We start from the raw sequence: 26,194 nt of genomic DNA on the forward strand, positions 1-26,194 counted from the left end.
ACCAAAGTAATATGTGTTGAATAATTTCATTTTCGTTTTTGAATGAGCCAAATGTAATAACAAAATTTAATTTGTCAATAGGAAAGTTAAAATATTTTCAATAAAATTTAATTTCTTTTGATTTAGACTGTTTTAGAGATGGGTATGAAATCGTTGATTCTGGGATTTTAATTGTAGTCGCCGTTACTTGAAAGCAACGGTAAGATATAAGTTGTTTGGAAAATACTCAGTTCGGGATCGGTAATTGTTGCCATGCTGAGAGTATTTTTGGCTGTTGATTATCGAAATAAAAGGATTTTACTTCGATTACAATATAAAATTTGCTTGTAATCTTTTACATTGCAGCAACCCTGAATGTTCTGTCATTCTGAGGCACGAAGAATCTGCAACCTATGAAACAGATACCTGCGGAACACTGACTTTTGTCGTGCTAAGAATGATAAGTTTTTTAAACAATTGAACAACAGCACTCAATAAGCCAAAAGTACCGAGCATTCATTTCCAAAATCTCCTTAAACAAAAAACGATCTGTCAAATACAGATTGTTAGAATATTATCCTGTTGAACTTAGCGTTCGCTGTTTTTCATCAAAACCTTTAATATTATTGGTTGCTAAAGCTTCGGCTTCGTGTAATTCTTGCTGCATAATTTTCGCAATCTTCGTGCTTCCATCGTGGCTCCAACCTGGAGGATTAAAAATATATTTTACCTTATCCATAAAAGTAGGAGCCTTTTTAACATCAGCAGAAAGGGCAATAAACTCGTGGAAAATAATATTAACTGGGCCAGTATCTGTTGGCTGAGTGGTTAAGCCATATTTGATTTTATCTTCAGGCAATTCGGCTTGGAAAGTGCCAAACATTCTATCCCAAAGGATTAAAACCATTCCCATGTTTTTATCCAGGTAGCGCACATTACTGGCATGATGAACACGGTGATGTGATGGCGTTACAAAAATGTATTCGTACCATTTGGGGAAATTAATTTTATACTGCGTGTGAACCAGGTTTCCGTAAATCTGCGTTACCAGATAAGCGAAAAGGATATCCATTGCTGTAAAGCCCATAAATGCCAACGGCAAATAGAAGAATACCCTATAAAGCGGCTCAAAAACCGTAGACCTGAAACCTGTAGTTAAATTAAAATGCTCTGACGAGTGATGCGTAACATGCATTGCCCAAAAGAAGCGGACATAATGGCCAACGGTATGCAGAAACCAATAAAGAAAATCCTGCGCCAAAATAAGGACTAACCAATAGATCCAAATGTTAGAGATTTCAAAAAGACGGAACTGATAGCAATATTCCAGGAGGAAAAATGTTGCTGTTTTCATGCCGAGGTTAATCACCACGGCAACAATCATCAGATAAATATTTGTCCAGGTATCGCGTTTAGTGTATAGCTTTTTATCGTGAGCGTAGCTGAAATACATCTCCACCAGGGTGAGTACAATCACAAAGCCAAACAAACCTCCAACCGATACGTCGCTTCCGGTAAACTTCATTTTATAAACTATTATAGTACGCTAAACTGCTTAAAATATCGGCTGTGTTTACACGGCAGTTGAACGTGCATTTGCCTGTTGTTTCTAAAAGGGAGAATAAAATATTTCCATCCTCATTCTTTTTGTCGCTTTTCATTAGCTCTAAAAGCGTTTCGAAACTTTTATTTTTGATCTGATATTTAGGATATAACGATAAAATATAATCGCTGATATCTTTCAATTCTTCCTTTGCTAACCCGCTGTTTTTAACAGATAAGGCGGCCTCACAAACGAAACCAATAGCAATTGCTTCCCCATGAGTTAAAGGATTTTCGTCATTAGCCAGTGAATAACTTTCTACGGCATGCCCAATAGTATGACCGAAATTTAGGATCTTCCGCAGATTTTTTTCGTGGGGATCAATCGTTACCACTTCGTTTTTAATTTCAACTGACCGATAGATATCTTCGGCTGATGGTGTTAAATAATCGGTGGTTTTTAATTTCTCGTAATAAGGTTTGTCGTAGATTAAACCGTGTTTTATCATTTCGGCAAAGCCAGATAGCAATTCGCGTTTGGGCAGGGTTTTTAAAAATTCAGCTTCGATAAAAACCATTTGAGGTAGGGTGAAGGTACCTACCATGTTTTTTACATTGTCGATATCAATACCGGTTTTACCACCAACGGAGGCATCAACCTGAGAAAGTAGGGTAGTGGGAACGTTGATGAAATCAATGCCGCGTTTGTAGGTTGAGGCAATAAAACCGCCCATATCCGTAATTACGCCACCACCTAAATTTATCATCAAACTTTTACGGTCGGCTTCAAAATCCAAAAGCGTTTTCCAGATACCAATACAGAAATCGATGTTTTTGTTTTCTTCTCCTGCAGAAGTTTCAATCAAGTCGAACTCCGCGAAATCATCCATCATCGATTGAAAAACGGGTAAGCAAATTTCGCTGGTATGTTCATCAGCAAGAATAAAAACCTTACTGTATTTATTACTTTCAAGAAGTGTTTTTAAGGCATTTAAATTACTTTCGAAGTAAAGCGAATGACCTGCGCTAGTTAAAGTTTCCATTATATTACCTCAATTTTATCTTGTTCAAAAGAGATGATATCGCCAACTCTCACTTTGTATCGCTTGCGAAATTCTACTTCTCCATTGCACTTTACCAGGCCATCCATCACAGCTGCCTGAGCGTCGCCACCAGTGCCAACCAATCCGGTCGCCTTTAACAATTGGATAAGTGGAATAAATTCGCCTTCTAATTTAAATTGTATCATTTTGCTGCAAAAATACGATTATTTCGAGGTTTTACGTTCGTAGAATGGATGCTTTTTATAATTTTGCATCTATCTGACTTATTATATAACAAATGATTGAATCATCACCCAATAAACAACCCAATTTCGACAATACAGAAGTAGCCTTTCGTCAAAAAAGCAATGCCGAACTAAAAAAAGCGTTTTGGTTGTTTAAAATGATTGGGAGCAACTTTCTAACTAAAGTTGGCCCACCGATTACTAATTTCTTTCTTAATATCGGTTTACCTATCCAGGGTGCCATTAAAGCCACTATTTTTCAACAGTTTTGTGGAGGAGAAACCATTGCCGAATGCGATAAAGCCATTGAACAACTGGCGAAGGGTGGTGTTGGAACGATCTTGGATTATTCGGTTGAAGGTGAGGAAGAAGAGGTGGTTTTTGATGAAACATGCCAGGAAATTATTCGTACTATCTTGCGTGCTGATGGCGATAAAAATATCCCGATAACGGTTTTCAAAATTACAGGAATTGGTCGCTTTGCTGTGTTAGAGAAATTAGATGCGAAACAGGCTTTAACTGCAGATGAAAATGCAGAATTCGACAAGGTGAAATTACGTTGTGAAATGATTTGTCGCACCGCTTTTGATAAAGGCGTGCCGGTAATGATTGATGCAGAGGAAACCTGGATTCAGAATACGATTGATGAATTAGCGCTGGATATGATGCGTAAATTTAATAAGGAACGCATAATTGTTTACAATACTTACCAAATGTATCGCCATGATAAACTTGCAGATATGAAGGCAGATCACTTAATTGCTAAAGCTGCTGGCTTCATTTTGGGGGTAAAAATGGTTCGTGGTGCCTACATGGAAAAAGAACGAAAACGTGCTGCAGAGATGGGTTATCCTTCTCCAATTCAGCCAGATAAAGCTTCTTCAGATAGAGATTACAATGAGTCTTTACGTTATTGTATAGATCATATTGAGGAAATTGCCATCGTTTGCGGAACGCATAATGAGGATAGCAGTCGGCTATTAACTTATCTTTTAGATGAGAAGAAGATAGCGCATAATCATCACCATGTTTATTTTGCACAGCTTTTAGGGATGAGTGATAACTTGAGCTTTAATCTTGCCGATGCCAACTATAATGTAGCTAAATACGTCCCTTACGGACCGATAAAAGCAGTGATGCCCTATTTATTTAGAAGAGCGCAGGAAAATACTGCTGTTGCCGGACAAACGGGTAGGGAATTAGGTTTAATAGAAAGGGAATTGAAGAGGAGAAAGCTTTAATTGTTTTTCGAGGATGCCTTTGATGATTTGGAAATGAGCGTTCTGTAGTTTTTCGGAAAATTCAGTCCCGCTTTTTGCTTCAATCTTTTTGTTATTGTCAGCCTAAGTTTGTTGAAGATGTGCACCAAAAAGTATTTACGCTGCAATCGGGTTTAAAGACCTTAAGTTAGTTTAATAATCGGCAATTATCCATTTTTCCGTGTATTCTGTGTTTCCGTGGCAACCGTTTGGCTATGGATAAGATCCTGGATGAAATTGAGAAGAGGACTCTACTATTTCTTCGCCACAAACCCCTGTTTTCCTGTTAGCAAATCATAAAAAAGAATAAAATCGCTGGCTAAACTATAACCTGGATATTGGAATGTAGCAGGTTTGTTTTTCTCGAAAAAGAAATGCCCCACCCAGGCAAAGCCATAACCCAAAACCGGCATTGCTAAGAAGAAACGCCAATCGTGGAATAAAAAGCCTGTAAAAAACGCCAGCACTACAAGGCCAGTTCCAACAAAATGAAGTATCCTGGATGTTGTGTTGGTATGTTCACTTAAATAGTAAGGATAAAATTCTTTAAGTGATTTGAATTTCTGTTCTATCATTTTTCAATTACAAAATGCCATTTTTCCTCAAGAAATCCTCAAGTTGAGCGGGTTTTTCGGTCATCAACAGGGTGTTTAATCCCACCTTTTTCGCACCTTCAATATGTTGAGGACTGTCATCGATAAACAAAGTCTCGGTTGGATCCAAACTATTTTCTTTCAAAACCTGTTCAAAAACGTTTGTATTTGGCTTGCGCAATTTCATGTGTTGAGAAAAGTAAGCTCTCTCAAAATAGTCATCGTAATTATTTAGTTCAAAGGTAGTTTTTAAGTAATTGATGATCCAATCGTAGTGAATTTCATTATTATTACTTAATAAAAATGTACGGTATTTTTTTTTACTTCCAGCAATAAAGCATGGTTTTCCTGGATTGTTCCGACTAATAAACTATTCCAGGCTTCATCAATTTGTGCATCGGTTAGGTCTGGTTTATTTGCAGCATTTCTGATACCGGCTCTAAACTCGGCTGGAGAAATTGCGCCTGTTTCAAAATCATCAAACAATTGATTATGTGCTTTATGCGCAAAGAAATTTTCTATATCAGTTATGCCAAGCCTTTGAAACGAAGCTTGAGCGATTTTGAAATCAATGTCGAAAATTACGTTGCCGTAATCAAAAATGATGTTTTTAATATTTTGCATGAGTAGTTAAACTTTTTGCAAATATCTCCAAATATTTAATAATGTAGGCAGAAAACTGAAAAACACTGTTTCGATTCGAAATTATTTAATAACTAGAATCGTTCCATCATCTTTGATTTTATAATAGTATTGTTTCTCTTTTTTTCGATTAAGTATTTCAATTTGTTCAACTTCACCTTTTTTTCCAGTATCATCTTTAATCAGATCTCCTTCTTTAACATCATCAAGCACTTTCGATGACGTTTTTTTATTTACATTTTTCATGATAGGAACATTTTTTTGTTATATAGTATTAAACATTTCTTAACGATTATAAGTTTTTTTAGGTGCCAAAGCTTGTTGTCTTTACGTAATCAACTCTTAATCATTTAATATCGATTATTTACGATTGCATATCTACTACACCGCATTCATTAATTCTCATTTAATAGTTTTGTTAAACAAACGCTCAATTAACTAAACTATGAACGGTGTAATTACAGCTTACAACAAGCAGAGAGGTTTTGGCTTAATCTCCCAGGAATTAGTAATACAAAGTATCTATTTTGATATCGTAGATTGTAAAGCAAAAGGTCTCTTCATTGGGAGCGCTGTAGAATTCGACCTTGCTATAACTAAAAAAGGAACAGTTGCCAAAAACATTATGGGCGTTTCGAAAAAGATTGGAGTATAAACAAGTTATGGACATTCCATGAGGGATGGCTAAACTCTTCCGCCAATTGATGATTTTATAAAAACCAAAACTATAGGTTGTATTTAACATAAATCATTTCAATGTCATCGAAAATGTTGTAGCTTACATAGATGGACGACAAATTGAACTTTATCTTAGGCCTTGTATTTATTTTGAGCGGAATTTCTGTGTTTTGGGTAATTTTTGCAAGTAAGAAAATATAGCTAAACCAGCCATAAATATCCCACACTTAAAAGATTGAAATCATCATAAGCCTCCATGATTTTGGTGTTAGCCAACTAAACTTCTGATTTAGCAGGTTTCTCTATTTAATTCCTTTTCCAATCTATTAAGTTTTTCAAACTTTATCTATTTTGATATGTTTATTAATCTAAAACGTTCAAAATAAATGCAAGGCACAGTTAAATTTTATAATGAATCAAAAGGTTTTGGTTTCATTAAAGCTGAAAACGGAGAAGAAATCTTCGTTCACATTACTGGATTGGTTGATAAAATCAACCAAGATGATCAGGTAGAGTTCGAGGTCACTCAAGGAAAAAAAGGATTGAATGCTGTTAACGTTAAATTAGTTTAAGTGATGCGGTTAGGAACAGTAAAATTTTATGATGATGAAAAGGGATTCGGCTTAATAACGCCTTCAAACGGTGGGAAAGATTTGGTTGTTTCTGCTCAAGGATTGGTTGATAAAATTAAAACAAAAAATATTGTGGTTTTTGATTTGAATTTTTCTAATAGCAACGTTGAGGTGATCAAAGTTTCAGTATTAAAATCTTAAGTCATCATCTATTAATAATATGTAAAAAGCGAACTAATACTAGTTTGCTTTTTTTTTGAGTAAAATTTGGCGTCTGGATGCATCGATATGCTATATAGCTTGCGTTTAAAATTAAAGACCATTTGGTAAAAAGGCAGCGCTAACTCTTATATATATTGCGGTTTAGAAGATATATTCTAAAAATTTAATGCATGGCGAAGACGCTAAAATTATAAAAACTTAATATATTGTAACCTAATATCTAAATCACTGTCTCATATATAATGCGAACGAAATCCTTTAAAAAAGCTTAATACCTCTATGATACAGCTGGAGGTGATCACTGGACATTACAAAAGTGAAATGGCGTTGCCAGCCAATTACCCAATGAGAATATTGGTTGTAAAAGAGGCTCGCGGATGTTTGCGCATGAATTCTGGAGATTATGATCTGTTAAATGGAAGAATATTTTTTATCCCTGAGGAAGGTTTAGTTCGGTTGGATGGAGAAGTAATAACAAGCTATTGGTTAACTTTTAGTAGTGTTTTATATGCCGAATTCCTCCTTCAACACCTCGATCCGTTGGCAAAAAATCTTTTTCTTAAACTCTCATACCAGGATTTAGATGAGAACGGTTCGAAAAAGACTTTTAGTTTGCTCAAACAACTTCAAAAAGAGATTGATGCGCAAAAAGATGCTGCATACCTTTCACAATATTTGTCGTTATTTTTAGGTTACACCGCAAATTTAGATGGCTATCTGGCTGCACTAAGTTTAGATGAACTTCAACAAGTTTTACGCTTTAGGGCAATTTTAGAGCAATTTTATAAGCAAGAACGTTCTATTAAATTTTACGCGGAAGGCATGGGGATAAGTCCAAGGAGACTGAATTTATTTTTGGACCATGTTTTAGGCAAAAGTCTATCAGCACTGATTAAAGATAGAATAATGAGAGAGGCAGAAGAACTTCTGTTACATTCTGATTATTCGGTAGATGAAATTGCAGCTATTTTAGGTTTTGAAAGAACTTCTAACTTTACAACAAACTTTAGAAGATACAAGGGTATTTCGGTAAATCAATTTACGCTTCAGGAATAAAAAATTAATGCTGCTGTTAAGAAATAGATCTATTTAGATTTAATTTCTTGCAAGAAACAGGTTTTATTACCTCACCACATATCTTGCCTCGGCGCCATACGCGTAAAGTAGTCTGGCTGTTTCTATTCAGCCGCATTAATTTAAAGCTAAATTAAAAATTCTATTCTAAAAAGAAGAAATTTTAATTCAAATTAAATGTCAATAATGAGCTACAGGTAAGGGTCTATGCTAATCTTCAAAGAGATATCCGCTATAAGCTAAGCCCTTGGCCACACTTTTAAAGTTATCACCAGAATTTAGCGGAATATGGGGGAATTTAGTTTTAAATAGATTTTGTATCGCAGAAACCATCGATGTTCCTCCAGTTAAAAATAAACAATCGATCTCATTGGCGTTTATTTTATAAGTCTCCATAAATTGATTGAGGTAAACTTCTATCTTATTTACATCCTTTTCGATGATGCTATTGTATTGATTTAATGAAATATTTTCATCAATTTCTATATCCATGTTAGAATACTTAAAGTCGGAAGCAGGAAGGTCAGACAGCTCTATTTTTGTTTTTTCGATCGATCTAAATAACGAGTAGCCGAGGTTATTTTCTATCAGTGTAATTAAATTTTTAAACTTCGGATCATTTCCTGAGTAATAATAATACTCCTCAATCTCTTTTTGAATCTTTAAACCATTAAAGAAATTCATTTTATCCCAAGTACAAATGTTAGCAAATAGCGATTTAGGAACATTTAATATTTTACCTGGTGTCGCTTCATAGGTAGTATTTTTTCCAAAGTATGATGTTCCTCTATCCCACATAAAAGCCGAATCTAAACTATCGCCACCGATGTAAATGCCTCCCGAAGCGATCATATCATTCTTCCTGTCTTTGCTGCCAACTTTTTGAGGATCTAGAATCAAATAGGTAAAATCTGTTGTTCCTCCACCTAAGTCGGCTACCAACACCCTTTCTTTCTTAGTAATCGTTTTTTCATAGGCAAAGGCGGCGCCGATCGGTTCAAATTGGAAACGGACATCTGTAAAGCCCGCATTTTCTGCGGCTTTCTTTAATCGGCTCTGCGCCAGACTATCTTTTTGTGTATTATCATCATCAAAAAACACCGGCCGCCCGATTATTGCCTTTTTGCATTCTCCACCAATAATTTTATCAGCTTTTGCCTTTAAATCTTGCAAAATCAACGTTACTAAATCGGCTGCAGTGTATCTTTTATTATGGATCCTGGTTTCGGTAAAGGTTGTTCTTGATAGAATTTGCTTAATAGATTTGATAAATCTGCCTTTCATTCCATCATTCAAATAGGCTTCGATTGCCTTTTCGCCAACAATATGACTTTCGCCATTTACAAAGCTTTTCGCTTCTGTAAAATAAATTAAAGAGGGTATGGAGATGGTTTCCACAATCACTTTTTTTTCTTCATCATATATAGATAGCGCCGAATTGGTTGTCCCAAAGTCGATACCGTACAGGAACTTACTCATGGTTAACGAATTTTTGTATGTGTTTAAGAAATCCTTATTTTAAGCAGGACCTATATTCAGCTATGCTGAAATGATATGATAAAACTGATTAAGCAAAAGCTGAAAACTACTTTTTCGAAATAATTTAAGGCGCAAATGTTGCAAAAAATTGCTTAATAAATAACAATATTGAAATTTATTTTAAAGCGATAAAATAAGCGCCTGAAAACCAAAGTATATCATATTACGTTCATATCTTTACACGTCATCCAATTGAGGATGTCATCTTGATGAACTCGGAGTATCGCCCCTGTACAGCGGGTAGGTAAAACGAGAAAAATGAAAATCATCACCAAATTTCCTTCAGCGGGTTGTAACAGTTTTTATGCAGAAGTTAGGCAAAGGGTAAATCAAGGTTTTATAAATCGCGGTTTAACGATTAATGCTAATGGATTTATGTGGCTGAAAACGATTATATTTCTAAGCATTTTCTGCATCCTGTATTTTACGATTTTATTTTCGGATGTAAAGTTTATTTATTTAACGCTGCTCACTCTGAGCCTGGGCGTCACTTGTGCATTTATAGGCTTTAATGTTTGCCATGATGCCATTCATGGTTCATTTTCTGCAAATAAAAAGGTAAATAAAGCATTAGGAATGATCTTCCACTTGCTTGGCGCAAGTCCGTATGTTTGGAATATTACACACAATGTGGTTCACCATACTTACACTAATATTCCCGGTCATGATGAAGATATTGAAATTGCGCCAGGACTAATTCGAATTTGTAAGGAAGATGAACTAAAGCCGCATCAACGTTTTCAACAGTGGTACGCTTTTCCGTTATACGGCTTGGCCTCGATCTCATGGGTGTTGCGAAAAGATTATAAAAAATTCTTTCAGAAGCGGGTTGGTGCGAGGGAAAATGTTCATCCAAAAATCGAATATTTTAACCTGTTTTTTTATAAGTTTCTATATTATTTTTTATTTATTGCGGTTCCAATTCTGGTGATGGATGCTGCCTGGTGGCAGGTGTTAATTGGTTTTGTGATCCTGCATATTGCGCAAGGGGTAACCATGGGGTTGGTTTTTCAATTGGCACACGTAGTTGAGGGAACGGCCTTTCCAGTTCCTGATGCCGTTGGTAATATGGAAGAAGTTTGGGCTGAACATCAAATGCATACCACAGCAAATTTCGCTACAAATAGTCCTGCTGCTGCCTTTTTTCTTGGCGGATTAAACAGGCAAATTGAACATCACCTCTTTCCGAAAATATGCCATGTTCATTATGGCTGGATATCAGGAATAGTAAAAGCAACAGCATCCGAGTTCGGATTGCCTTATCATGAAAACCCTACTTTCTTAAAAGCTTTGGCTTCCCATTATCGCATGCTTAAAAAAATGGGTACCAACGAAGTTTAATTTCTATAAGAGTCGGTTTACCATTTATTGACTTTTAAAAATGATCATCTAGGAAGATCAAACTTGCACTATTTGTTATAAATTGGCATTTCTTAAAATTTATTTATGGCAAAATTAGAAGTTTGGCAGAGAGGACCATTACAGGACCTCGAACCTCTGTTACAGCCTGTTGGTCATGCGATTTTACAGGCGCAAGAAGAATTACATGAATATCTGCTCGATTTTCCTACTGCACTTTTGTGGCAAAAGCCTGCTGGTATGGCATCTGTAGGCTTTCATCTGCAACATCTTTCAGGCGTGCTGGACCGTGTTTTTACTTACGCCAGAAACGAAAGTTTAACACCAGTTCAGTTTAAGCAACTGGAAGAAGAGGGGTTTGATAGTAAAACCGGATACACTGTTCAATCATTGATGGAGAGGTTTGATGGGCAAATTATTATCGCCATGAAGCAACTTAGAGAAACTGAGGTAAATACCCTGACTGAATTTAGAGGAATCGGTAGAGCGGGTTTACCTTCTACCGTAATGGGTTTACTTTTTCATGGAGCCGAGCATACCATGAGGCATTTAGGGCAATTAATGGTTACAGCGGCTGTGATAAAGGTAAACTATACAAATCAATAGTTCATATCTAATGCAACTATATCTTCGACTTTGATTCCATGCTTGTTCTCTATTTGCCTTTTGGCTTTGTCAAGTTGATTTACCTCATCAGAAATTTGTTTTAAAAACACATCTGCTTGCTTATTGGCCAAATAATTTCCTATTTTTTGAATGATGGTATCTGCGAAAAATATTTGGATACCCAAAAAGGAAACTAAAAATATATAATGAGAAAAAATAATTTGTTTTGTCCCATTTAAGCCTAATCGATAAGCCAAATAATCTAAAATAATTGGAATAATTAGAATGGGAACAAAAGAATAAAGCTTGGATTGGAACTGTATCTTTTTCTCAGTTTCTTCCACCTGTAATAGTTCTCTTTCTAATTTCGCTTTTAAAGGCAAATCTCGATTGGATCTTGATTGGTCGATTTCTGCTAATTGTTTCCCAAACGCAACGTCTATTTGGCTCATGCTTTCCAGCAGTGAAAGCTCATCATCATTTAATTTTTCCTGATCGGCAACAATCGCTTCCTGCTCGGTAATTAAACGCTCCATTTCATCCAGGTCTTCTGGAATCCCTAAATACAGTTTCTGTTCAACAACCAAAATCCTATCGTCTATCGTTTGTCTGATATCTTTAAGTTTTTGGTGCTGCTTCCTTAATGCTTCTTTTTGTAAATCATAATTGCCTTGAACCTGCAATAAATTTACGGCAAATTCCAATTTTTCCAATTCGGTTTCATTAACAGATACACGTTTGTAAATTTCTCTGATTAATTCAAATTTATCTTTGGTTGAGGATAATTGTACAAGCTGCTTATCGAAGTTTGAAAGGTCTTTTGGCGAAAGAGAAAGGATTGGCATTAATAATTAATGTTAGGCAGTAAAATTATAAAATTTATTTAACGACACGTGTTTAAATAACGCCATATTTCATGATATGGTTTTTTTAGTTTCAGCTGTTTAGATGAAAAAAAGATTGCTCAAATTTTTGGACTACCGAACGATGAGTTTTAGTAAAACTCCATTTCTGCTCCTCTGGCACATATATTTTAAAGCAGAAGCTACATTTGTTATAGATTTAGAAACAATTTTTATACCGCTTTATTGTGCAAAGCATTAACATTGCTATTGTTAAATCTCTTTTGATTTGACAAACTAACCGATATAAACTTATTTCTAAATGATGAAAAAAAGCCGAACATCTTTGCTTAAAATCTGTCGTATAACAGACGGATATCTACTTCTCTCCACAAAAAAAAACCAAATGTAAACATTATGAAAAAAAGAAATTTACTCGATCTATTTCATGTTCATCAGGTTGGTAACTTCATGCGCTTAGTTGCTTTGCCCTTAGTAATGGCAGCGATCATTACGCCGGGGTATGCCTCATCAACAAATAAAAATGCTTTAGAAATTAAAGCTTTTAAAGCCGACATTCAAATTTCAGGAACGGTAAAAGATGCCAGCGGTGAAACGCTGCCTGGAGTTTCTGTTAGCGTTAAAGGCGGTGGTAAAACAGTTGTTACTGATGCAATGGGAAAGTACAGCATTACCGTACCGGAAAATGCTACGTTAGTTTTTAATTACATTGGCTTCAGCGCAAAAGAAGTTGTTGTCGGGTCAAATCCTGTAATTAATGTAACCTTAGAATCGTCTAATACTGCTTTAGATGATGTGGTGGTCATCGGTTACCAAACCATCAGAAGAAAAGATTTAACCGGTGCAACGGGTTCTGTGAATACAGGAAATACTGAAAAATTAGTGTCCCGCTCACTTCCCGAAGCACTACAGGGTCAAACACCTGGTGTTTCTGTTCGGAACGGTGGAGCACCAGGACAAGAAGCTGTAGTTAATATTCGTGGTTTAGCCACGTTCGGTAATGCAAGTCCGCTTTATGTTATTGATGGAATGATTGCAGACCCGAATACTACCGTTAATCCAAATGATGTAGAAGACATTCAAATTTTGAAAGATGCATCTGCAGCTGCCATTTATGGTTCAAGAGCAGGTAATGGAGTTATCTTAATCACTACGAAAAAAGGTAAAGAAGGGCCAGCCAAAATCAGCATTGCAACCAGATATAGCATTTCTCAGGTTCCAAAAACTTACGATATGATGGATGCTGCGGAATATGCAGCAACAAACACCCGTGCTTATCAGGCATCAGGAATGGCTATTCAACCTGGTGTTGCTAATTACAATGGCAGAATTAATACCGATTGGGTGGATGAAACATTAAGAACAGGTTCTGTTCAGGATTATAATGCCAGTATCTCTGGTGGTGGTAATGGTTCAAAATACCTTATTTCTGGTGGTTATTTCAAAGATAAAGGGGTATTAATTGCCCGTGAATTCGAACGTGCATCCTTCCGTGTTAATACCGAAACAACTAAAGGTCGCTTCAAATTTGGTGAAAACCTTGCTTTCTCTTCTTCTACTTCGAAAGCGCCGTTTCAAGGTGGCGCCTTTGCTGGCAACCCATGGTACGACATGTTTTCAAGTGTTCCATTAATTCCGGTTCAGGACAATGCTTTAATCAGTACTGCAAATCCAGGAGGGTGGGGTTATGGTTCAAATGCGAACATCAACACTTTTTCGCGTAATCAGGTTGCCATTGCCAACATTACTTCTGTTAGATCTAATTTTGCAAAGTTAATCGGTAACGCTTACGTCGATTTCAAAATTATCGAAGGCTTAAATTACAAGTTTAATGCAGGTATAGAAACCAGTTTTGATAAAAGTAAATCAGTGAGGAAAGACGGTTCTTGGTATCAAAATCAATCACCAGAACTTAGTCAGCTAGGCGAACGTCGCTCTCAATTTTTAAGTTATTTGTTAGAGCACACGTTAAATTACAATTACAACATCGGTAAACACAGCATTAATGGTGTTGTAGGTTACACGCAGCAAACTACACAAACCGACTTTGTTTCGGGTAATGCCAATAACCTTACTCAACTTAATGGCGAATATTTTACTACGCTTGTTTCTAGTCCAACGGCCAGCAGAACATCTTCTGGTGACTTGTATAAAAGTTTATTGGATTCTTATTTAGGCAGATTAAACTATACTTATGATGAAAAATACCTAGCCACTTTTACCTTTAGAGCCGATAAGGATTCTCGTTTCTCTCCTCAATTTAGAACGGGTTATTTCCCATCTGGTGCTTTGGGTTGGAGAATTTCTAAAGAAGATTTCTTTAAAGTTGATTGGGTTTCTGATTTGAAATTACGTGGTTCTTATGGTGTGCTGGGTGTCAATACGTTAAGTCCGTTTCAATTTATCGGTTTCTTAAACCAGGCGCCAGATGTAGTTTTAGGGCCAAACCAGGTAACTACAGCAGGTGCGATACAAGCAAAACTTGCTTCTGGAGATTTAAGATGGGAAAAGAAAAAAACAACCAATTTAGGTTTTGATGCCTCTCTTTTTAAAGATCAGTTCACTATCAACTTTGATTTGTTTAGATCAGTTTCTGAAGATGTATTGCTAAGCCAGCCGTTGCCAAGATATTTGGGTAATTTACAAGGTGATCCAATCGTAAATATTGGTTCGATTCAAAATAAGGGGGTAGAACTTAATTTAGGTTATCGTCCAAAATCAGATGGTGCGTTTAAATGGGACATTGCTGGTAACATCAGTATCGTAAGAAACAAAGTATTGTCATTGGGTAATTTGGGTATTGATACCGAAACAGGTTTACCGAAAGATTATATCCAGTCTGGCAATACGAGAACGCAGGTTGGTCGATCGATTGGAGAATACTTCGTTTTAAAAACTGATGGCATTTTCCAGAATCAGGCAGAAATTAATGCACACCGGGCACAAAGTGCTTATGCAAAACCAGGCGACATTCGCTATCAAAATACTGTGGATGGTGGAACAAATGATGATATAAATGATAAAGACCGTGTTTATGCAGGATCAGCATTTCCGAAATTTACAAGCGGTTTGCAATTCAATTCCAGATATAAAGATTTCACCCTTTCTATCCAGTTGTATGGCGCTTTCGGACAGAAATTATATAACGATGTATTGAGAGATTTGGACAGCTACGGTAACTCAAACTACAGAAGAGATATCAATCCATGGACACCAAGTAACACCGATACGACTTTCCCTAGATTGGGTTATCAATTTGCTGCAAACGATAGAGGAATCAACGAAAACGCAAGAGGAAATAGCGATAGATGGGTTGAAGATGGTTCATTCTTAAGATTACGCAATGTAGAATTGGGTTATAGTTTCCCGCAGAAATTAATCTCTAAAGCCAACATTAGCAGTGCAAGATTATATGTGAGTGGACAAAACATGTTCACCATTACGAAATATAGCGGTTTAGATCCTGATGTTGTAGGTGCAAATCCAAACCTTGAGCCAGGAGTAGATAACGGAAATTATCCATCCTCAAGAATCATTTCATTTGGTTTAAGCGTAGGTTTTTAATTTTAATAAATAGATCATGAAAAAATATATAGTCATATTAACTGTTACGATTATTGCTTTAGCAGGCTGTAAGAGAGATTTTGATGCAGTTAACCCAAATGCACCAACAATTGCAAGTTTCTGGAAAAACGAAACCGATGCGACAAAAGGAATTAATGCAGTTTATGGTACTTTTTACCGTACGGCGAGTTTATATTCCCGATGGATTTATTACCATGGAATTTTAAAATCTGATGAAGGTTTTGGATCGGGTGGAGATGGTGGATTGAACAATCTAATGCGTTTCAATCAAACTAATTATAATGATGGGCTTACAGCCGATACCTGGCAAACACTCTATGTTGGTGTTTTCAGAGCCAATCAAGTGATTGCAAATGTGCCTAACATTACAATGAATGAAACGACAAAGAAACGAATTATTGCTGAGGCAAAATTTTTAAGGGCTTTATTCTATTTCAATTTAACACTTTATTATGGTCGCCCGCCGTTAATGTTGGCGCCTTCGCAACCGAAAGATGTTCCAAGAAATGCCACTACAACTGAAGCTTATGCTCAGGTGGCAAAAGATTTAACTGAAGCCATTGTGGATTTACCGGTAAGTTATCCGGCAGTTGATTTAGGCAGGGCCACAAGAGGTGCAGCTTATGCACTTTTAGGTAAAACTTATCTTCAGCAAAAAATGTATCAGCAAGCAGCAGATGCCTTTGCGTACTTAATTACTGGTGCAGGTGCTTCAACTTACACTTTAACAGCCGATTATCGCGACAATTTTATCATCACGAAAGAAAACAACAGCGAATCTATTTTTGAGATTCAGTTTAACGAAAATGTAAATGAGAATACAGATGATGATGTAAATGAGGGTGCGATTAACAATACCGGTACTTCTATTGCACAATTTTTTGCGCCTCCGGGTGTAGGTTTTTCTGATGGTGGTGCCCGCAGATGGGTAGTTGACGAGTTTTTGCAGGAAAGAACCGTAGCCAATGCGCAAGATCCACGTTTAGCAGCATCGTTCATTTTTAATAACGCAAATCCAGCTGGCCCAACTGCAACAATCGTTTATGGCCAAACATTTCAAAGTCGTTATGGCAACGGACCTGATGCAAATGGCGTTTGGTTTCGTAAATTGTTAAATGATCACTGGAAAAATCAGGAAGGTTTCCGTTCTCCTAACAACTATCGTTTAATTCGCTATGCGGATGTTTTGCTGATGTATGCAGAAGCACTAAATGGCTTAAACAGAACGGCTGAGGCTTACCCTTATGTAGACAGAGTTCGCCAGAGAGCTGGATTAGCCACCTTAACAGTAGCAAAACCAGGTTTAAACCAGGCTCAGTTTTTAACACAATTGAAACATGAGCGTGTAACGGAATTGGCTGGAGAAGGCTGGCGCTGGGCAGATTTGCAACGTTGGGGTGATTTAAGTCCGGCGTTAGCAACCAGAGATGCTGATTTTACCGGATTTATTGTTGGCAAACACGAAGTTTATCCAATACCACAGAGTGATATTGATTTGAATTCTAATTTGACGCAAAATCCTAAATATTAATTATACTAAGGTTAGCGGTATAGCTGCTAACCTTTTTAACATCACCTATATGAATATTTCAACATCAAAAGGATTAAAAATTCACCTGCTTTGGTTGGGGATTGCGGTCTCAATGGGCTTATCCTGCGGAAAAACAAGTAATCCAACACCCATCGACCCTGAACCACCGGTGGCGGCTAGCACATTCTCCAATCCTTTAATGAACGGTGCGGATCCATCGGTATTTCAAAAGGATGGTGTGTATTATTATCTGCAAACCAATGGCGTTTCCATCAATTTATGGAGCACCACGGCAATGTCTAAACTAAGTTCGGCTGTACCAAAAACCGTATTTACTCCAGTTGCTGGTGCTGCAAACTCTAGAAATGTGTGGGCACCAGAATTGTTCTTCTTCGATGGTAAATGGTACATCTATTATACTGCAGGTAGTGGTGATGATAAAACTCAGCGCACTTGGGTTTTGGAGAATAGCAGTCCTGATCCAACAACCGGAACCTGGGTAGATAAAGGGAAAATTTTCAGTCCAAGTGCTGATTTTTGGGCAATTGACGGTTCTGTTCTTCAAGTTAATGGCAACAGGTACTTCATTTGGTGCGGGCGTCCCGATGTAACGAATGTGAATTTGACACAAAATATTTACATCGCTAAAATGACCAATCCTTTTACCCTAGAAGGTACGGCAACAAAGTTAACCGAGCCAGAATTTGCCTGGGAAAAAAATGGATTTGGGGTTAATGAAGGGCCGCAGGCACTAATAGGGCCAGATAACAAAGCCTTTATCATTTATTCTGCCAGCTATTGCGGAACGGACGATTATGCGTTGGGTCAGCTCAGTTTAAAAGCGGGAGGAAATCCTTTGGTAAAAGCCGACTGGACAAAATCTACCACTCCGGTTTTTAGTAAACAACCCGGCAGCAATGCATTTGGCCCAGGGCATAATTCGTTTTTCAAATCTCCGGATGGGAAGGAAAACTGGCTCATTTATCATGCTAACTCTGCAACCAATCAGGGTTGTGCTGATTTAAGAAATGTGCGGATGCAAAAATTTACGTTTAAAGCAGATGGAAGTCCGGATTTCGGTACTCCTGTAGCAACAGGATTACAAATTGCCAGACCATCAGGAGAAAAGTAATATGAATAAAAAAAATAAAATCTATAAGGTTGCGCTCACAGTTTGTATCCTTCTGGTTGCAAAGTTGGGTTTGGCGCAAACCTTCACCAATCCTTTGCTGCCTTCTGGTGCTGATCCGTGGAGTATTTACAAAGATGGCTATTATTATTATACCCATTCTATGCAGAATAAACTGGTGATTTGGAAAACCAAAAATCTGGCTGATTTAAAAACGGCCGAAAAGAAAACCATCTTTATTCCACCGCCAAATACGGCCTATTCTAAAGAACTTTGGGCACCAGAGATTCATTTTATTGCGGGTAAATGGTATGTGTATTTCGCTGCTGATGATGGCAATAACAAAAACCACCGAATGTATGTGCTTGAAAACTCGTCAAAAGATCCGCTAAAAGGAGGATGGGTTTTTAAAGGAAAAGTGGGCGATGCAACCAATAAGTGGGCTATCGATGGTTCTGTTTTTACCTACAAAAAACAGTTGTATATGGTTTGGGCTGGCTGGGAAGGAGACATCAACCAGAAACAGGAAATATACATTGCAAAAATGAAAAACCCCTGGACAATTGATGGCGCAAGACATAAAATTTCTACACCACAATTTGAATGGGAAAAACACGGTGATTTAAACGATCCAGGCAATCCGCCACATGTTGATGTAAATGAAGGACCGCAAATTTTGTTCAACAAAGGCAAGGTTTTCTTAATTTATTCGGCGAGCGGCTGTTGGACTGATTTTTATGCTTTGGGAATGCTCACATTGAAAGGAAAGGATCTCTTGGATGTTTCATCCTGGGAAAAAAGCCAGCAACCAGTGTTCAAGCAATCACCAGAAAATGGCGTTTACGCTCCGGGGCATAACTCGTTTTTTAAATCTCCTGATGGGAAAGAAGATTGGATTTTATATCATGCAAACTCGGCACCCGGACAAGGCTGCGGCGGACAACGATCGCCACGAGCACAAAAGTTTACCTGGAATGCCGATGGTTCTCCAAATTTTGGGGTTCCTGTAAAAAGCGGTCAGGAGTTGCAAATTCCATCACAAACTAAATAATTAATAGGGCTTAAAAGCCCTGCTAAAATTTACATCATGAAAAAATATTTCAGTTACTTATTAATAATTTTTTTGGGTCTCAGCACTTTGGCTCATGCTCAGGAAACTACACCGGTTGTTGGAAAGGTATGGTCGATAGAAAAGGCAAATGCCTGGTACAAACAATATAAATGGATTAACGGAGCGGATTTTTTGCCAAGCACAGCCATCAATCAGTTGGAAATGTGGCAGGCAGATACTTTCGATGCGGCAACCATCGATAAGGAATTGGGTTGGGCAGAAAGCATCGGGTTTAATACCATGAGGGTATATTTACATAGCCTGGCCTGGAAACAAGATAAAGAAGGCTTCAAAAAGCGAATGGATCAATATCTCAGCATTGCTGATAAACACAAGATCAAAACCATTTTTGTGTTTTTTGATGATTGCTGGAACAAGCAAGCGAAAATCGGCAAGCAACCTGCCCCAAAACCGGGTATTCACAATTCGGGATGGGTTCAGGATCCAGGCGACCCAGATTCAAAAAATGAGGCAAACTTTCCGGCTTTAGAGAAATATGTAAAAGATGTAATGAGCCGTTTTAAAACTGATAAACGCATTTTGCTATGGGATTTGTACAACGAGCCAGGAAACTCTGGTAAGCTGACCACCTCATATCCCTTACTAAAGGCGGTGTTTACATGGGCACGAGCGGTAAATCCAGAGCAGCCAATTAGTGCCGGACTTTGGGCCTGGGATTACAGAGAGCTGAACGCCTTCCAGGCCTTAAATTCTGATGTAATTACTTACCACGACTATGAAGAACCACAATGGCATCAACGCGTTATCGATATGTTAAAATCTCATGGCAGGCCGATGATTTGTACCGAATACATGGCTCGTACCAGGGGCAGCCGCTTTGAAACGGTGATGCCAATTTTGAAAAAGGAAAATATCGGCGCCATTAACTGGGGTTTGGTGGATGGAAAATCAAATACCAAATATGCCTGGGATACGCCACTTCCAAATGGCGAAGAACCTAAAGAATGGTTTCATGAAGTTTTTAGAAAAGATGGAACACCTTACAAAAAGGAAGAGGTTGAAGTAATCAAAAAACTTAATGATATAAAATAGTGGTGCTGCACAGCAAAGATCGCTATATTGTGTGCTCTATCTAGCCATTATATGAAATTCGAAAAACTAAGCAGGGCGATAGCCCTGCTACTTTTTTTAGTTTTTTTCTGACCGAAAATGGATCTGCCCAAAAGATTTTTTTTCGGCATTATACCGTTAGTGATGGATTGTGTGCCAATACAATCTGGGATATTGAGCAAGATGATCAGGGTTATATGTGGTTTGGAACCAAATATGGTTTAAGCAGGTTTGATGGTTACGATTTCAAGTCTTTTCAATACCAAAAAGGGATTCCGGGCACGATAGGCAATAACTTCATCAGAAAAATTTTCAAATATGATTCAAAAACATTTTGGATTGGAACAGATGAAGGTATTTATGTTTTCAATTTAGAGACTGAGAAATTTACGCTCTTTAAACCGCTCAAAAATTTTTTCATAAACGATATCATGCGATCCAAAGATGGGAAAATTTGGATTGCGACCAAGGAGAAGGGCATTTACTGTTATGCGCCGAAAACACAGGGATTACTCAATTTCTCCACTTCCTCGGGTATTAAAATTTCATCGAACGAAGTGCCAAAAATTTTGCAGGACAATACCGGCGACATTTGGCTGGGGACTTACGGAAAGGGGATCGATGTTTTGAACCCCAGAACACTCCAAGTTCGCCATTACACCACCTCCTCAACATCAAAGTTATCCAGCAACGTAATTCTTGATTTGTATAAAGATGCCAACGGCGATATCTGGATCGGTACGATGGCAGGCGGTCTAAACCTATGGAATCATCAAACCAATCAGTTTACCATTTATCAAAAATCTGCCGGAAACTCGATAAGCGACAATATTGTTCGCACGATTTATGAACCCAAACCTGGCTACATTTGCCTGGGCACCGAAAAAGGCCTAAACATCTTCGACCGGAAAAATAATCGCTTTACTGTTTATCAAAACAAAAATAACGATCTTTTCAGTATTAACGACGATGCCGTTTACAACGTTTTTAAAGATAAAGAAGGTGGTATTTGGGTGGGAACCTATTTTGGTGGATTGAATTATTACCACGAGGGAAGCTCAGGTTTTGAATTCTATTATCCATCGGGAGTTAAAAATTCGCTGTCTGGAAATGCGGTAAGTGCATTTTTAGAAACTAAACCCGGCCAGATGTGGATCGGAACTGAAGATGGTGGCTTGAACTTTTTTAACAGTGCTGATAAAACTTTTAAGAAATTCCCGTTTTCGGCAGGGCAAGACAGTCTTTCATACCACAATATTCATGCACTTTACAAAAGCAAATCTGGAAATATCTGGATTGGGATGTACACAGGAGGTTTAAATGTCTTAAATCCATCAACGGGGAAGATAAAAAGATACAAAAGCGATCCGAATAATGCCAATACCTTAAGTGACAACAGTGTTTATTCGATAGAAGAAGATCGGCAGGGTAGAATCTGGGTGTCCACCATTTCAGGTTTGAATCTTTATGATGAAAAAAATGACAGATTCATCAGAATAAAAGGAAAGAACCTGGAAAAGAGCTGTATTTATCAGGTTTATCAAGATACAGACAATATTATATGGATTGCCACTTACGACAATGGATTGATTCGGATGGATCCGAATAATCAACTTAAGCAATATGCTTACTCGAAAAATCCAGGCGCTATAAGTTCGAACAAGGTAATTTGTATACTCGATGATGGAGAAGGCAATCTTTGGTTGGGAACTGATGGAAGCGGCCTTAATGTACTGAACAAGAAAACAGGTAAGTTTAAATCGTACGATGATGAAAACTGGATAAAAAGTGCTGTAATTTATGGTATCGTAAAAGACAATTTCGGTAAAATGTGGTTTTCTACCAATAACGGGGTGTTTGAATTTGATCCTAAAACGAAGGCAAAAAAGAGCTTTGGTAAATGGGATAATCTTCAAAGTCAGCAATATAATTACAAGGCGTATTACAAAGATTCATCGGGCAAATTATACTTCGGCGGTATAAATGGTTTTAATGCTTTTTATCCCAACCAGGTTCAAAGCAGTACAACAACCCCGAAAGTCTCTCTTACCAACTTTCAGTTATTTAACAAAGATTTAGATCTGAATGATGAAAACAGTCCATTAAAACGTTCCATTAATTATACGGATGAGGTGGTGTTAAACCACAATCAATCGGTTTTGAGTATCGAATATGCCTCTTTGAGTTTCATAGCGCCTAACAAATTGCAATACGCATTTAAAATGGAAGGTTTTGATAAGGGCTGGAATAACGTGGGAAGTCAGCGTAAGGCAACTTATACCAATCTTCCAGCGGGTGAATATAGCTTTCAGGTGAAAGTAATTGATGATTTAGGCGCAGATACGGGAAAGATTTCCAGCATTAAAATTACCATTCTGCCACCATTTTATAAAACCATACCGGCTTACATTTTTTATTTTCTGATACTTGTTTCGGGTGCTTTTTGGCTGCGAAGATATGTTTATACGAAAGCACGTAAGCGCAATGAAATTAAGCTTGAGCGACTTAAAAATAAAAATGAGCAGGATTTTTACAAACAAAAAATAGAGTTTTTTACGGCTATGGCGCATGAAATCCGTACGCCATTATCGTTGATTATCGCTCCGCTAGAAAGGCTCTTATCCCGAAAGGAGAAAGATGCGGAAAGCTTGAGCCAGTTACAGGTGATGGAAGAAAATTCAGATCGGTTGCTCACTCTGGTTAATCAACTATTGGATTTCAGGCGTATTGAAAGTGATATTTTCGAAATCCACCCAGAACCCATTGAACTTATTTATTTAATAAACAGCATCCGCGATCGCTTTGCGCCAATTGCTACCAAACGCGAATTAGCGTTTTCTGTACAAAGCCATTTCAAAACATTAGAAGTAAACGCCGACCCTGAGGCCTTAATGAAGATATTGAGCAATTTATTAATCAATGCGTTTAAATTTGCAAGAGAGAAACTGGAAATAAAAGTTAACGATTTGTACACGAGTGAAAACGGCGTACAAATGATTTCCATTAGCGTGGAGGATGATGGAATTGGGATTCCAAAAGCACAATTGGACTCGATTTTCAAGAAATTTTTCAAGGTTTCTACAGAAGAACATCAATATACAAACTTAGGCGGAACAGGGATTGGCCTTGCTTTGGCAAAATCATTAACGGAAAAGCATGGCGGCAGGTTAGAAGTGCAAAGCTCCGAGGGTGTAAAAACAACTTTCACCGTTTTGATTCCGTTTATTCAAAACGAAATAAGCATCACCGATGACTTGGACACTTTAAATGACGATCGGGAGGGCAGACAAACGGTTTTGGTAGTAGAAGATGATCCATCATTGTTAGATTTTCTGGTGAAAAGTTTTATTGCTGAAGGTTATCATACTTTAAAAGCAAAAAATGGAAAAGAGGGGCTAAAACAACTGGATAATCATCAGGTCGATTTAGTTATTTCTGACGTGATGATGCCAGTGATGGACGGGATTGAGCTCTGTAAAATCATAAAAAATGATATTGATTACAGCCATTTGCCCGTAGTGCTGCTTACGGCTAAAACCAATACCGATGCAGAAATACAGGGTTTGGAAAGTGGGGCAGATGCTTATATCTCAAAACCATTCAAGTGGAAACAGCTTTCGTTAGTCATCAAGAATCTGTTGGAGCTGCAATCGAATTTGAGGCAACGCTTTGCTCAAAGCCCCTTGGAAGGAACTGAAATTTTAATCAGTGGCAATAGGGATAAAAAATTCCTGGAAAAAATTACTCAGATAATCGAAGCCAGGATTTCCGACCCACAATTATCAGTAGAAGATTTAGGTAGGGAAGTGGGTTTAAGCCGATCGAGTTTATACAAGAAAATTAAAGCTAAAACCGGCCACGTACCGAATGAGTTTGTCCGATTGATTAGGCTAAAAACAGCTGCAAAGTTACTGGTAGAACAAGAATACACGATCTCAGAAATTGGTTACATGGTAGGTTTCAACTCTCATTCGTATTTTAGCAAATGCTTTTTTACGCAATTTGAACTCACGCCAACAGAGTTTGCTGAAAAATATAAACGGGATATTCCTGTAGATTAACTATTGGAATATCCCGAAATAAACTTGTTTGTTTTAATTTTGTAGCTGTCTTGTACCCGCTTTGTAGTAAAGCTCAGCTATCGTCTTTTGGTAACTAGAAATCATACTTTCTTGTTTAATTTTCATGTCGATTAACTTTGTTTCCCTACTGTTAATTAAAAACAAGTTACTTTCCCCGAGTGTAAATTTTTGGTTTTCGCCGTTAACCAAAACTTGCTGATTCTCTATACTTTTTTGTTGAAGAGCCAATTGAGCGGAGTAGGCAGCAACGTCATTGTATGATGCTACGATGTTATTTCTAATTTCCCTTCCAAATTGCTGCAGCTCAAAATTTAGCTCTTGCTGTTTTATTTTTACTTCTCTAAGCTTACCACGTTCAGATCGTAAAAATAACGGGAAGGCAAATTCAATCCCTAACTTGTAATTGCTCCAGTTAAAATCATAGTAACCCGGAATATTACTATTAAAACTGGTTCTATTCGAAATTAAATTACCAATAACATTTAGTTTAGGTTTCAGTAATTCCTGGCGGTAACTTCGTTCAATGGCTAATTGAGCACCTTTTGTACGCAACTTTACCAACTCTGGGTGTTGGTTTGCCGATTGACCCAATAGCGAATCCAAAATTAAAGGGTTTAGTTTAGCAGGGGTTTCGGTTGCATTTTGCGGAATAGCGTCGGCAGGTAATTCCAATGGATTTCCATCTTCATTCCAAAGGTGGTTTGACAAAACCAATCGAGCATTTTGCAGCTCTATTGCTGATTTAGCCCGCTGGATCATTCTTTCTTGCACGGTGATATAAGCTTCTACCGAATCAATAGCAGGTTTATCTCCCAATATGGTTTGCGTACTTAATGCCTTAAACCGTCGGTCGGCCAAATCAAGTCCTTCTTCAATTAACTCATATTGCTTATAAGCATAATACCAGTTCCAATAATCTTTGGCCACGCCATACCAAACACTGTTTATTTGTTTTAGTTGATCGGCTTCTGCATATTCCACCATAATTTTCGATTGGCGCAAGGTGTTCCTACGGGCATCAATAATTAGACCCTGACCCAATGGAATGCTGATGCCAATTGCCGAAAGACCCTGTGAATTGGTTTGACTCTCTGGATTAACGTAAGTTCCAACGTTTCGGTCGTAACCCACTTTTAAATCTGCACCGGCCAACCATAAAGGAATTTTTAGCTCGCTATCCCATTTATTATAATACTCAGTGTTTCCAAATAATTTTCTGGCGAAGCCTGCTTTTAGTGTGGGGTCGAAATAGCCCAGCGACTGCAAAACATTAGCCCGTGCAGCTTCGCTTAATAATGCCGCTTGTTTAATAATTGGATGATATTTAAAAACCAGCATTTGTAAATCTTCCAAAGAAAAAACCCGGACGGTATCGTAACTTTTTTTAACAACCGTATTCGGCTTTAGCTGTGCAACACCAATTTGGCTTATTAACAAAAACCATATTAAGCAGACAGAAAAGCTTTTCA

General features: G+C 37.5%; 23 protein-coding genes. 13 read left to right on the forward strand and 10 right to left on the reverse strand.

Annotation, left to right across the window (positions count from 1 at the left end; genetic code table 11):
* Positions 1–553: 553 nt before the first annotated feature.
* The 3 genes from ACZZZC_RS09805 to ACZZZC_RS09815 are packed head-to-tail and all read right to left on the reverse strand — an operon-like array spanning position 554 to position 2,770.
* Positions 554–1,504: a sterol desaturase family protein gene (locus tag ACZZZC_RS09805; RefSeq protein WP_463487097.1), complete on the reverse strand. Its 951-nt coding sequence runs from the start codon at positions 1,502–1,504 to the stop codon at positions 554–556.
* A 1-nt stretch (position 1,505) separates the two neighbouring features.
* A complete protein-coding gene (gene aroB, locus ACZZZC_RS09810; protein WP_463487098.1) occupies positions 1,506–2,564 on the reverse strand; it encodes a 3-dehydroquinate synthase in 1,059 nt (352 codons plus the stop codon).
* Positions 2,564–2,770, reverse strand: a complete 207-nt coding sequence (locus tag ACZZZC_RS09815) for an RNA-binding S4 domain-containing protein (protein WP_056850370.1) — start codon at positions 2,768–2,770, stop codon at positions 2,564–2,566. The genes aroB and ACZZZC_RS09815 overlap by 1 nt, the downstream gene beginning before the upstream one ends.
* Positions 2,771–2,862: 92 nt before the next feature.
* Between ACZZZC_RS09815 and ACZZZC_RS09820 the strand changes: the two genes are divergently transcribed.
* A complete protein-coding gene (locus ACZZZC_RS09820) occupies positions 2,863–4,050 on the forward strand; it encodes a proline dehydrogenase family protein (RefSeq protein WP_463487099.1) in 1,188 nt (395 codons plus the stop codon).
* 272 nt (positions 4,051–4,322) lie between these two features.
* Here the strand turns inward: ACZZZC_RS09820 and ACZZZC_RS09825 are convergent, their stop codons facing one another.
* From ACZZZC_RS09825 to ACZZZC_RS09840, 4 genes are all read right to left on the reverse strand, one after another.
* Positions 4,323–4,643: an Mpo1-like protein gene (locus ACZZZC_RS09825; protein ID WP_463487100.1), complete on the reverse strand. Its 321-nt coding sequence runs from the start codon at positions 4,641–4,643 to the stop codon at positions 4,323–4,325.
* A 7-nt stretch (positions 4,644–4,650) separates the two neighbouring features.
* The gene (locus ACZZZC_RS09830) at positions 4,651–5,028 is read right to left on the reverse strand and encodes an HAD-IA family hydrolase (RefSeq protein WP_463488234.1); all 378 of its coding nucleotides are present in this window, start codon (positions 5,026–5,028) and stop codon (positions 4,651–4,653) included.
* Complete coding sequence (locus tag ACZZZC_RS09835) at positions 4,956–5,285, reverse strand: HAD family hydrolase (protein WP_463487101.1); 330 nt, start codon at positions 5,283–5,285, stop codon at positions 4,956–4,958. Before ACZZZC_RS09835 ends, ACZZZC_RS09830 begins: the two co-directional genes overlap by 73 nt.
* A gap of 81 nt (positions 5,286–5,366) precedes the next feature.
* Positions 5,367–5,549: a hypothetical protein gene (locus tag ACZZZC_RS09840; RefSeq protein ID WP_463485788.1), complete on the reverse strand. Its 183-nt coding sequence runs from the start codon at positions 5,547–5,549 to the stop codon at positions 5,367–5,369.
* A 199-nt stretch (positions 5,550–5,748) separates the two neighbouring features.
* Between ACZZZC_RS09840 and ACZZZC_RS09845 the strand changes: the two genes are divergently transcribed.
* The 4 genes from ACZZZC_RS09845 to ACZZZC_RS09860 all read left to right on the forward strand — a co-directional run bounded on the left by ACZZZC_RS09845 (position 5,749) and on the right by ACZZZC_RS09860 (position 7,831).
* Positions 5,749–5,958 carry a cold shock domain-containing protein gene (locus ACZZZC_RS09845; RefSeq protein ID WP_463485789.1) on the forward strand — a complete coding sequence of 70 codons (210 nt, stop codon included), beginning with the start codon at positions 5,749–5,751 and terminating at the stop codon, positions 5,956–5,958.
* A 409-nt stretch (positions 5,959–6,367) separates the two neighbouring features.
* Positions 6,368–6,553 (forward strand): cold-shock protein, encoded by a 186-nt coding sequence (locus ACZZZC_RS09850; RefSeq protein WP_056850365.1) that lies wholly within the window; start codon positions 6,368–6,370, stop codon positions 6,551–6,553.
* 3 nt (positions 6,554–6,556) lie between these two features.
* Positions 6,557–6,754, forward strand: coding sequence for a cold-shock protein (locus tag ACZZZC_RS09855; protein WP_056850364.1), 198 nt, complete (start codon positions 6,557–6,559; stop codon positions 6,752–6,754).
* 300 nt (positions 6,755–7,054) lie between these two features.
* Complete coding sequence (locus ACZZZC_RS09860) at positions 7,055–7,831, forward strand: helix-turn-helix domain-containing protein (RefSeq protein WP_463487102.1); 777 nt, start codon at positions 7,055–7,057, stop codon at positions 7,829–7,831.
* Positions 7,832–8,059: 228 nt separating this feature from the next.
* Here ACZZZC_RS09860 and ACZZZC_RS09865 read toward each other — a convergent pair whose 3' ends face one another.
* Positions 8,060–9,328: an Hsp70 family protein gene (locus tag ACZZZC_RS09865; RefSeq protein WP_463485792.1), complete on the reverse strand. Its 1,269-nt coding sequence runs from the start codon at positions 9,326–9,328 to the stop codon at positions 8,060–8,062.
* A 318-nt stretch (positions 9,329–9,646) separates the two neighbouring features.
* On the opposite strand from ACZZZC_RS09865, the gene ACZZZC_RS09870 reads away from it, so the two are divergent.
* Together ACZZZC_RS09870 and ACZZZC_RS09875 are read left to right on the forward strand one after the other, a co-directional pair.
* A complete protein-coding gene (locus tag ACZZZC_RS09870) occupies positions 9,647–10,729 on the forward strand; it encodes a fatty acid desaturase family protein (protein WP_463485793.1) in 1,083 nt (360 codons plus the stop codon).
* A 105-nt stretch (positions 10,730–10,834) separates the two neighbouring features.
* Positions 10,835–11,353 (forward strand): DinB family protein, encoded by a 519-nt coding sequence (locus ACZZZC_RS09875; RefSeq protein ID WP_463485794.1) that lies wholly within the window; start codon positions 10,835–10,837, stop codon positions 11,351–11,353.
* On the opposite strand, the gene ACZZZC_RS09880 is transcribed toward ACZZZC_RS09875, so the two are convergent.
* Positions 11,347–12,066 carry a hypothetical protein gene (locus ACZZZC_RS09880; protein ID WP_463485795.1) on the reverse strand — a complete coding sequence of 240 codons (720 nt, stop codon included), beginning with the start codon at positions 12,064–12,066 and terminating at the stop codon, positions 11,347–11,349. The genes ACZZZC_RS09875 and ACZZZC_RS09880 overlap by 7 nt on opposite strands.
* 546 nt (positions 12,067–12,612) lie before the next feature.
* Here ACZZZC_RS09880 and ACZZZC_RS09885 point away from each other — a divergent pair.
* The 6 genes from ACZZZC_RS09885 to ACZZZC_RS09910 all read left to right on the forward strand — a co-directional run bounded on the left by ACZZZC_RS09885 (position 12,613) and on the right by ACZZZC_RS09910 (position 24,704).
* Positions 12,613–15,780 (forward strand): SusC/RagA family TonB-linked outer membrane protein, encoded by a 3,168-nt coding sequence (locus tag ACZZZC_RS09885; protein ID WP_463487103.1) that lies wholly within the window; start codon positions 12,613–12,615, stop codon positions 15,778–15,780.
* A 16-nt stretch (positions 15,781–15,796) separates the two neighbouring features.
* A complete protein-coding gene (locus ACZZZC_RS09890) occupies positions 15,797–17,332 on the forward strand; it encodes a RagB/SusD family nutrient uptake outer membrane protein (RefSeq protein WP_463485797.1) in 1,536 nt (511 codons plus the stop codon).
* A gap of 49 nt (positions 17,333–17,381) precedes the next feature.
* A complete protein-coding gene (locus ACZZZC_RS09895; protein WP_463485798.1) occupies positions 17,382–18,464 on the forward strand; it encodes a glycoside hydrolase family 43 protein in 1,083 nt (360 codons plus the stop codon).
* A 1-nt stretch (position 18,465) separates the two neighbouring features.
* A complete protein-coding gene (locus tag ACZZZC_RS09900; protein WP_463487104.1) occupies positions 18,466–19,512 on the forward strand; it encodes a glycoside hydrolase family 43 protein in 1,047 nt (348 codons plus the stop codon).
* Between the two features lie 36 nt (positions 19,513–19,548).
* Positions 19,549–20,625: a glycoside hydrolase family 2 TIM barrel-domain containing protein gene (locus tag ACZZZC_RS09905; RefSeq protein WP_463485800.1), complete on the forward strand. Its 1,077-nt coding sequence runs from the start codon at positions 19,549–19,551 to the stop codon at positions 20,623–20,625.
* A gap of 167 nt (positions 20,626–20,792) precedes the next feature.
* Positions 20,793–24,704 carry a hybrid sensor histidine kinase/response regulator gene (locus ACZZZC_RS09910; protein ID WP_463487105.1) on the forward strand — a complete coding sequence of 1,304 codons (3,912 nt, stop codon included), beginning with the start codon at positions 20,793–20,795 and terminating at the stop codon, positions 24,702–24,704.
* A gap of 33 nt (positions 24,705–24,737) precedes the next feature.
* Here ACZZZC_RS09910 and ACZZZC_RS09915 read toward each other — a convergent pair whose 3' ends face one another.
* Complete coding sequence (locus ACZZZC_RS09915; RefSeq protein WP_463487106.1) at positions 24,738–26,162, reverse strand: TolC family protein; 1,425 nt, start codon at positions 26,160–26,162, stop codon at positions 24,738–24,740.
* Positions 26,163–26,194: the final 32 nt, after the last annotated feature.

The sequence above is a fragment of the Pedobacter sp. AC212 genome (assembly GCF_979258625.1).

What these genes read in the sequence shown, in the direction of transcription:
- ACZZZC_RS09860 (WP_463487102.1), top strand. Translation starts at nt 7,055, where the DNA reads ATGATACAGCTGGAGGTGATCACTGGACATTACAAAAGTGAAATGGCG.
- ACZZZC_RS09890 (WP_463485797.1), top strand. Translation starts at nt 15,797, where the DNA reads ATGAAAAAATATATAGTCATATTAACTGTTACGATTATTGCTTTAGCA.
- ACZZZC_RS09845 (WP_463485789.1), top strand. Translation starts at nt 5,749, where the DNA reads ATGAACGGTGTAATTACAGCTTACAACAAGCAGAGAGGTTTTGGCTTA.
- ACZZZC_RS09855 (WP_056850364.1), top strand. Translation starts at nt 6,557, where the DNA reads ATGCGGTTAGGAACAGTAAAATTTTATGATGATGAAAAGGGATTCGGC.
- ACZZZC_RS09850 (WP_056850365.1), top strand. Translation starts at nt 6,368, where the DNA reads ATGCAAGGCACAGTTAAATTTTATAATGAATCAAAAGGTTTTGGTTTC.
- ACZZZC_RS09825 (WP_463487100.1), bottom strand. Translation starts at nt 4,643, where the DNA reads ATGATAGAACAGAAATTCAAATCACTTAAAGAATTTTATCCTTACTAT.
- ACZZZC_RS09875 (WP_463485794.1), top strand. Translation starts at nt 10,835, where the DNA reads ATGGCAAAATTAGAAGTTTGGCAGAGAGGACCATTACAGGACCTCGAA.
- ACZZZC_RS09870 (WP_463485793.1), top strand. Translation starts at nt 9,647, where the DNA reads ATGAAAATCATCACCAAATTTCCTTCAGCGGGTTGTAACAGTTTTTAT.
- ACZZZC_RS09815 (WP_056850370.1), bottom strand. Translation starts at nt 2,770, where the DNA reads ATGATACAATTTAAATTAGAAGGCGAATTTATTCCACTTATCCAATTG.
- ACZZZC_RS09905 (WP_463485800.1), top strand. Translation starts at nt 19,549, where the DNA reads ATGAAAAAATATTTCAGTTACTTATTAATAATTTTTTTGGGTCTCAGC.
- ACZZZC_RS09835 (WP_463487101.1), bottom strand. Translation starts at nt 5,285, where the DNA reads ATGCAAAATATTAAAAACATCATTTTTGATTACGGCAACGTAATTTTC.
- ACZZZC_RS09865 (WP_463485792.1), bottom strand. Translation starts at nt 9,328, where the DNA reads ATGAGTAAGTTCCTGTACGGTATCGACTTTGGGACAACCAATTCGGCG.
- ACZZZC_RS09885 (WP_463487103.1), top strand. Translation starts at nt 12,613, where the DNA reads ATGAAAAAAAGAAATTTACTCGATCTATTTCATGTTCATCAGGTTGGT.
- ACZZZC_RS09900 (WP_463487104.1), top strand. Translation starts at nt 18,466, where the DNA reads ATGAATAAAAAAAATAAAATCTATAAGGTTGCGCTCACAGTTTGTATC.
- ACZZZC_RS09840 (WP_463485788.1), bottom strand. Translation starts at nt 5,549, where the DNA reads ATGAAAAATGTAAATAAAAAAACGTCATCGAAAGTGCTTGATGATGTT.
- aroB (WP_463487098.1), bottom strand. Translation starts at nt 2,564, where the DNA reads ATGGAAACTTTAACTAGCGCAGGTCATTCGCTTTACTTCGAAAGTAAT.
- ACZZZC_RS09805 (WP_463487097.1), bottom strand. Translation starts at nt 1,504, where the DNA reads ATGAAGTTTACCGGAAGCGACGTATCGGTTGGAGGTTTGTTTGGCTTT.
- ACZZZC_RS09895 (WP_463485798.1), top strand. Translation starts at nt 17,382, where the DNA reads ATGAATATTTCAACATCAAAAGGATTAAAAATTCACCTGCTTTGGTTG.
- ACZZZC_RS09820 (WP_463487099.1), top strand. Translation starts at nt 2,863, where the DNA reads ATGATTGAATCATCACCCAATAAACAACCCAATTTCGACAATACAGAA.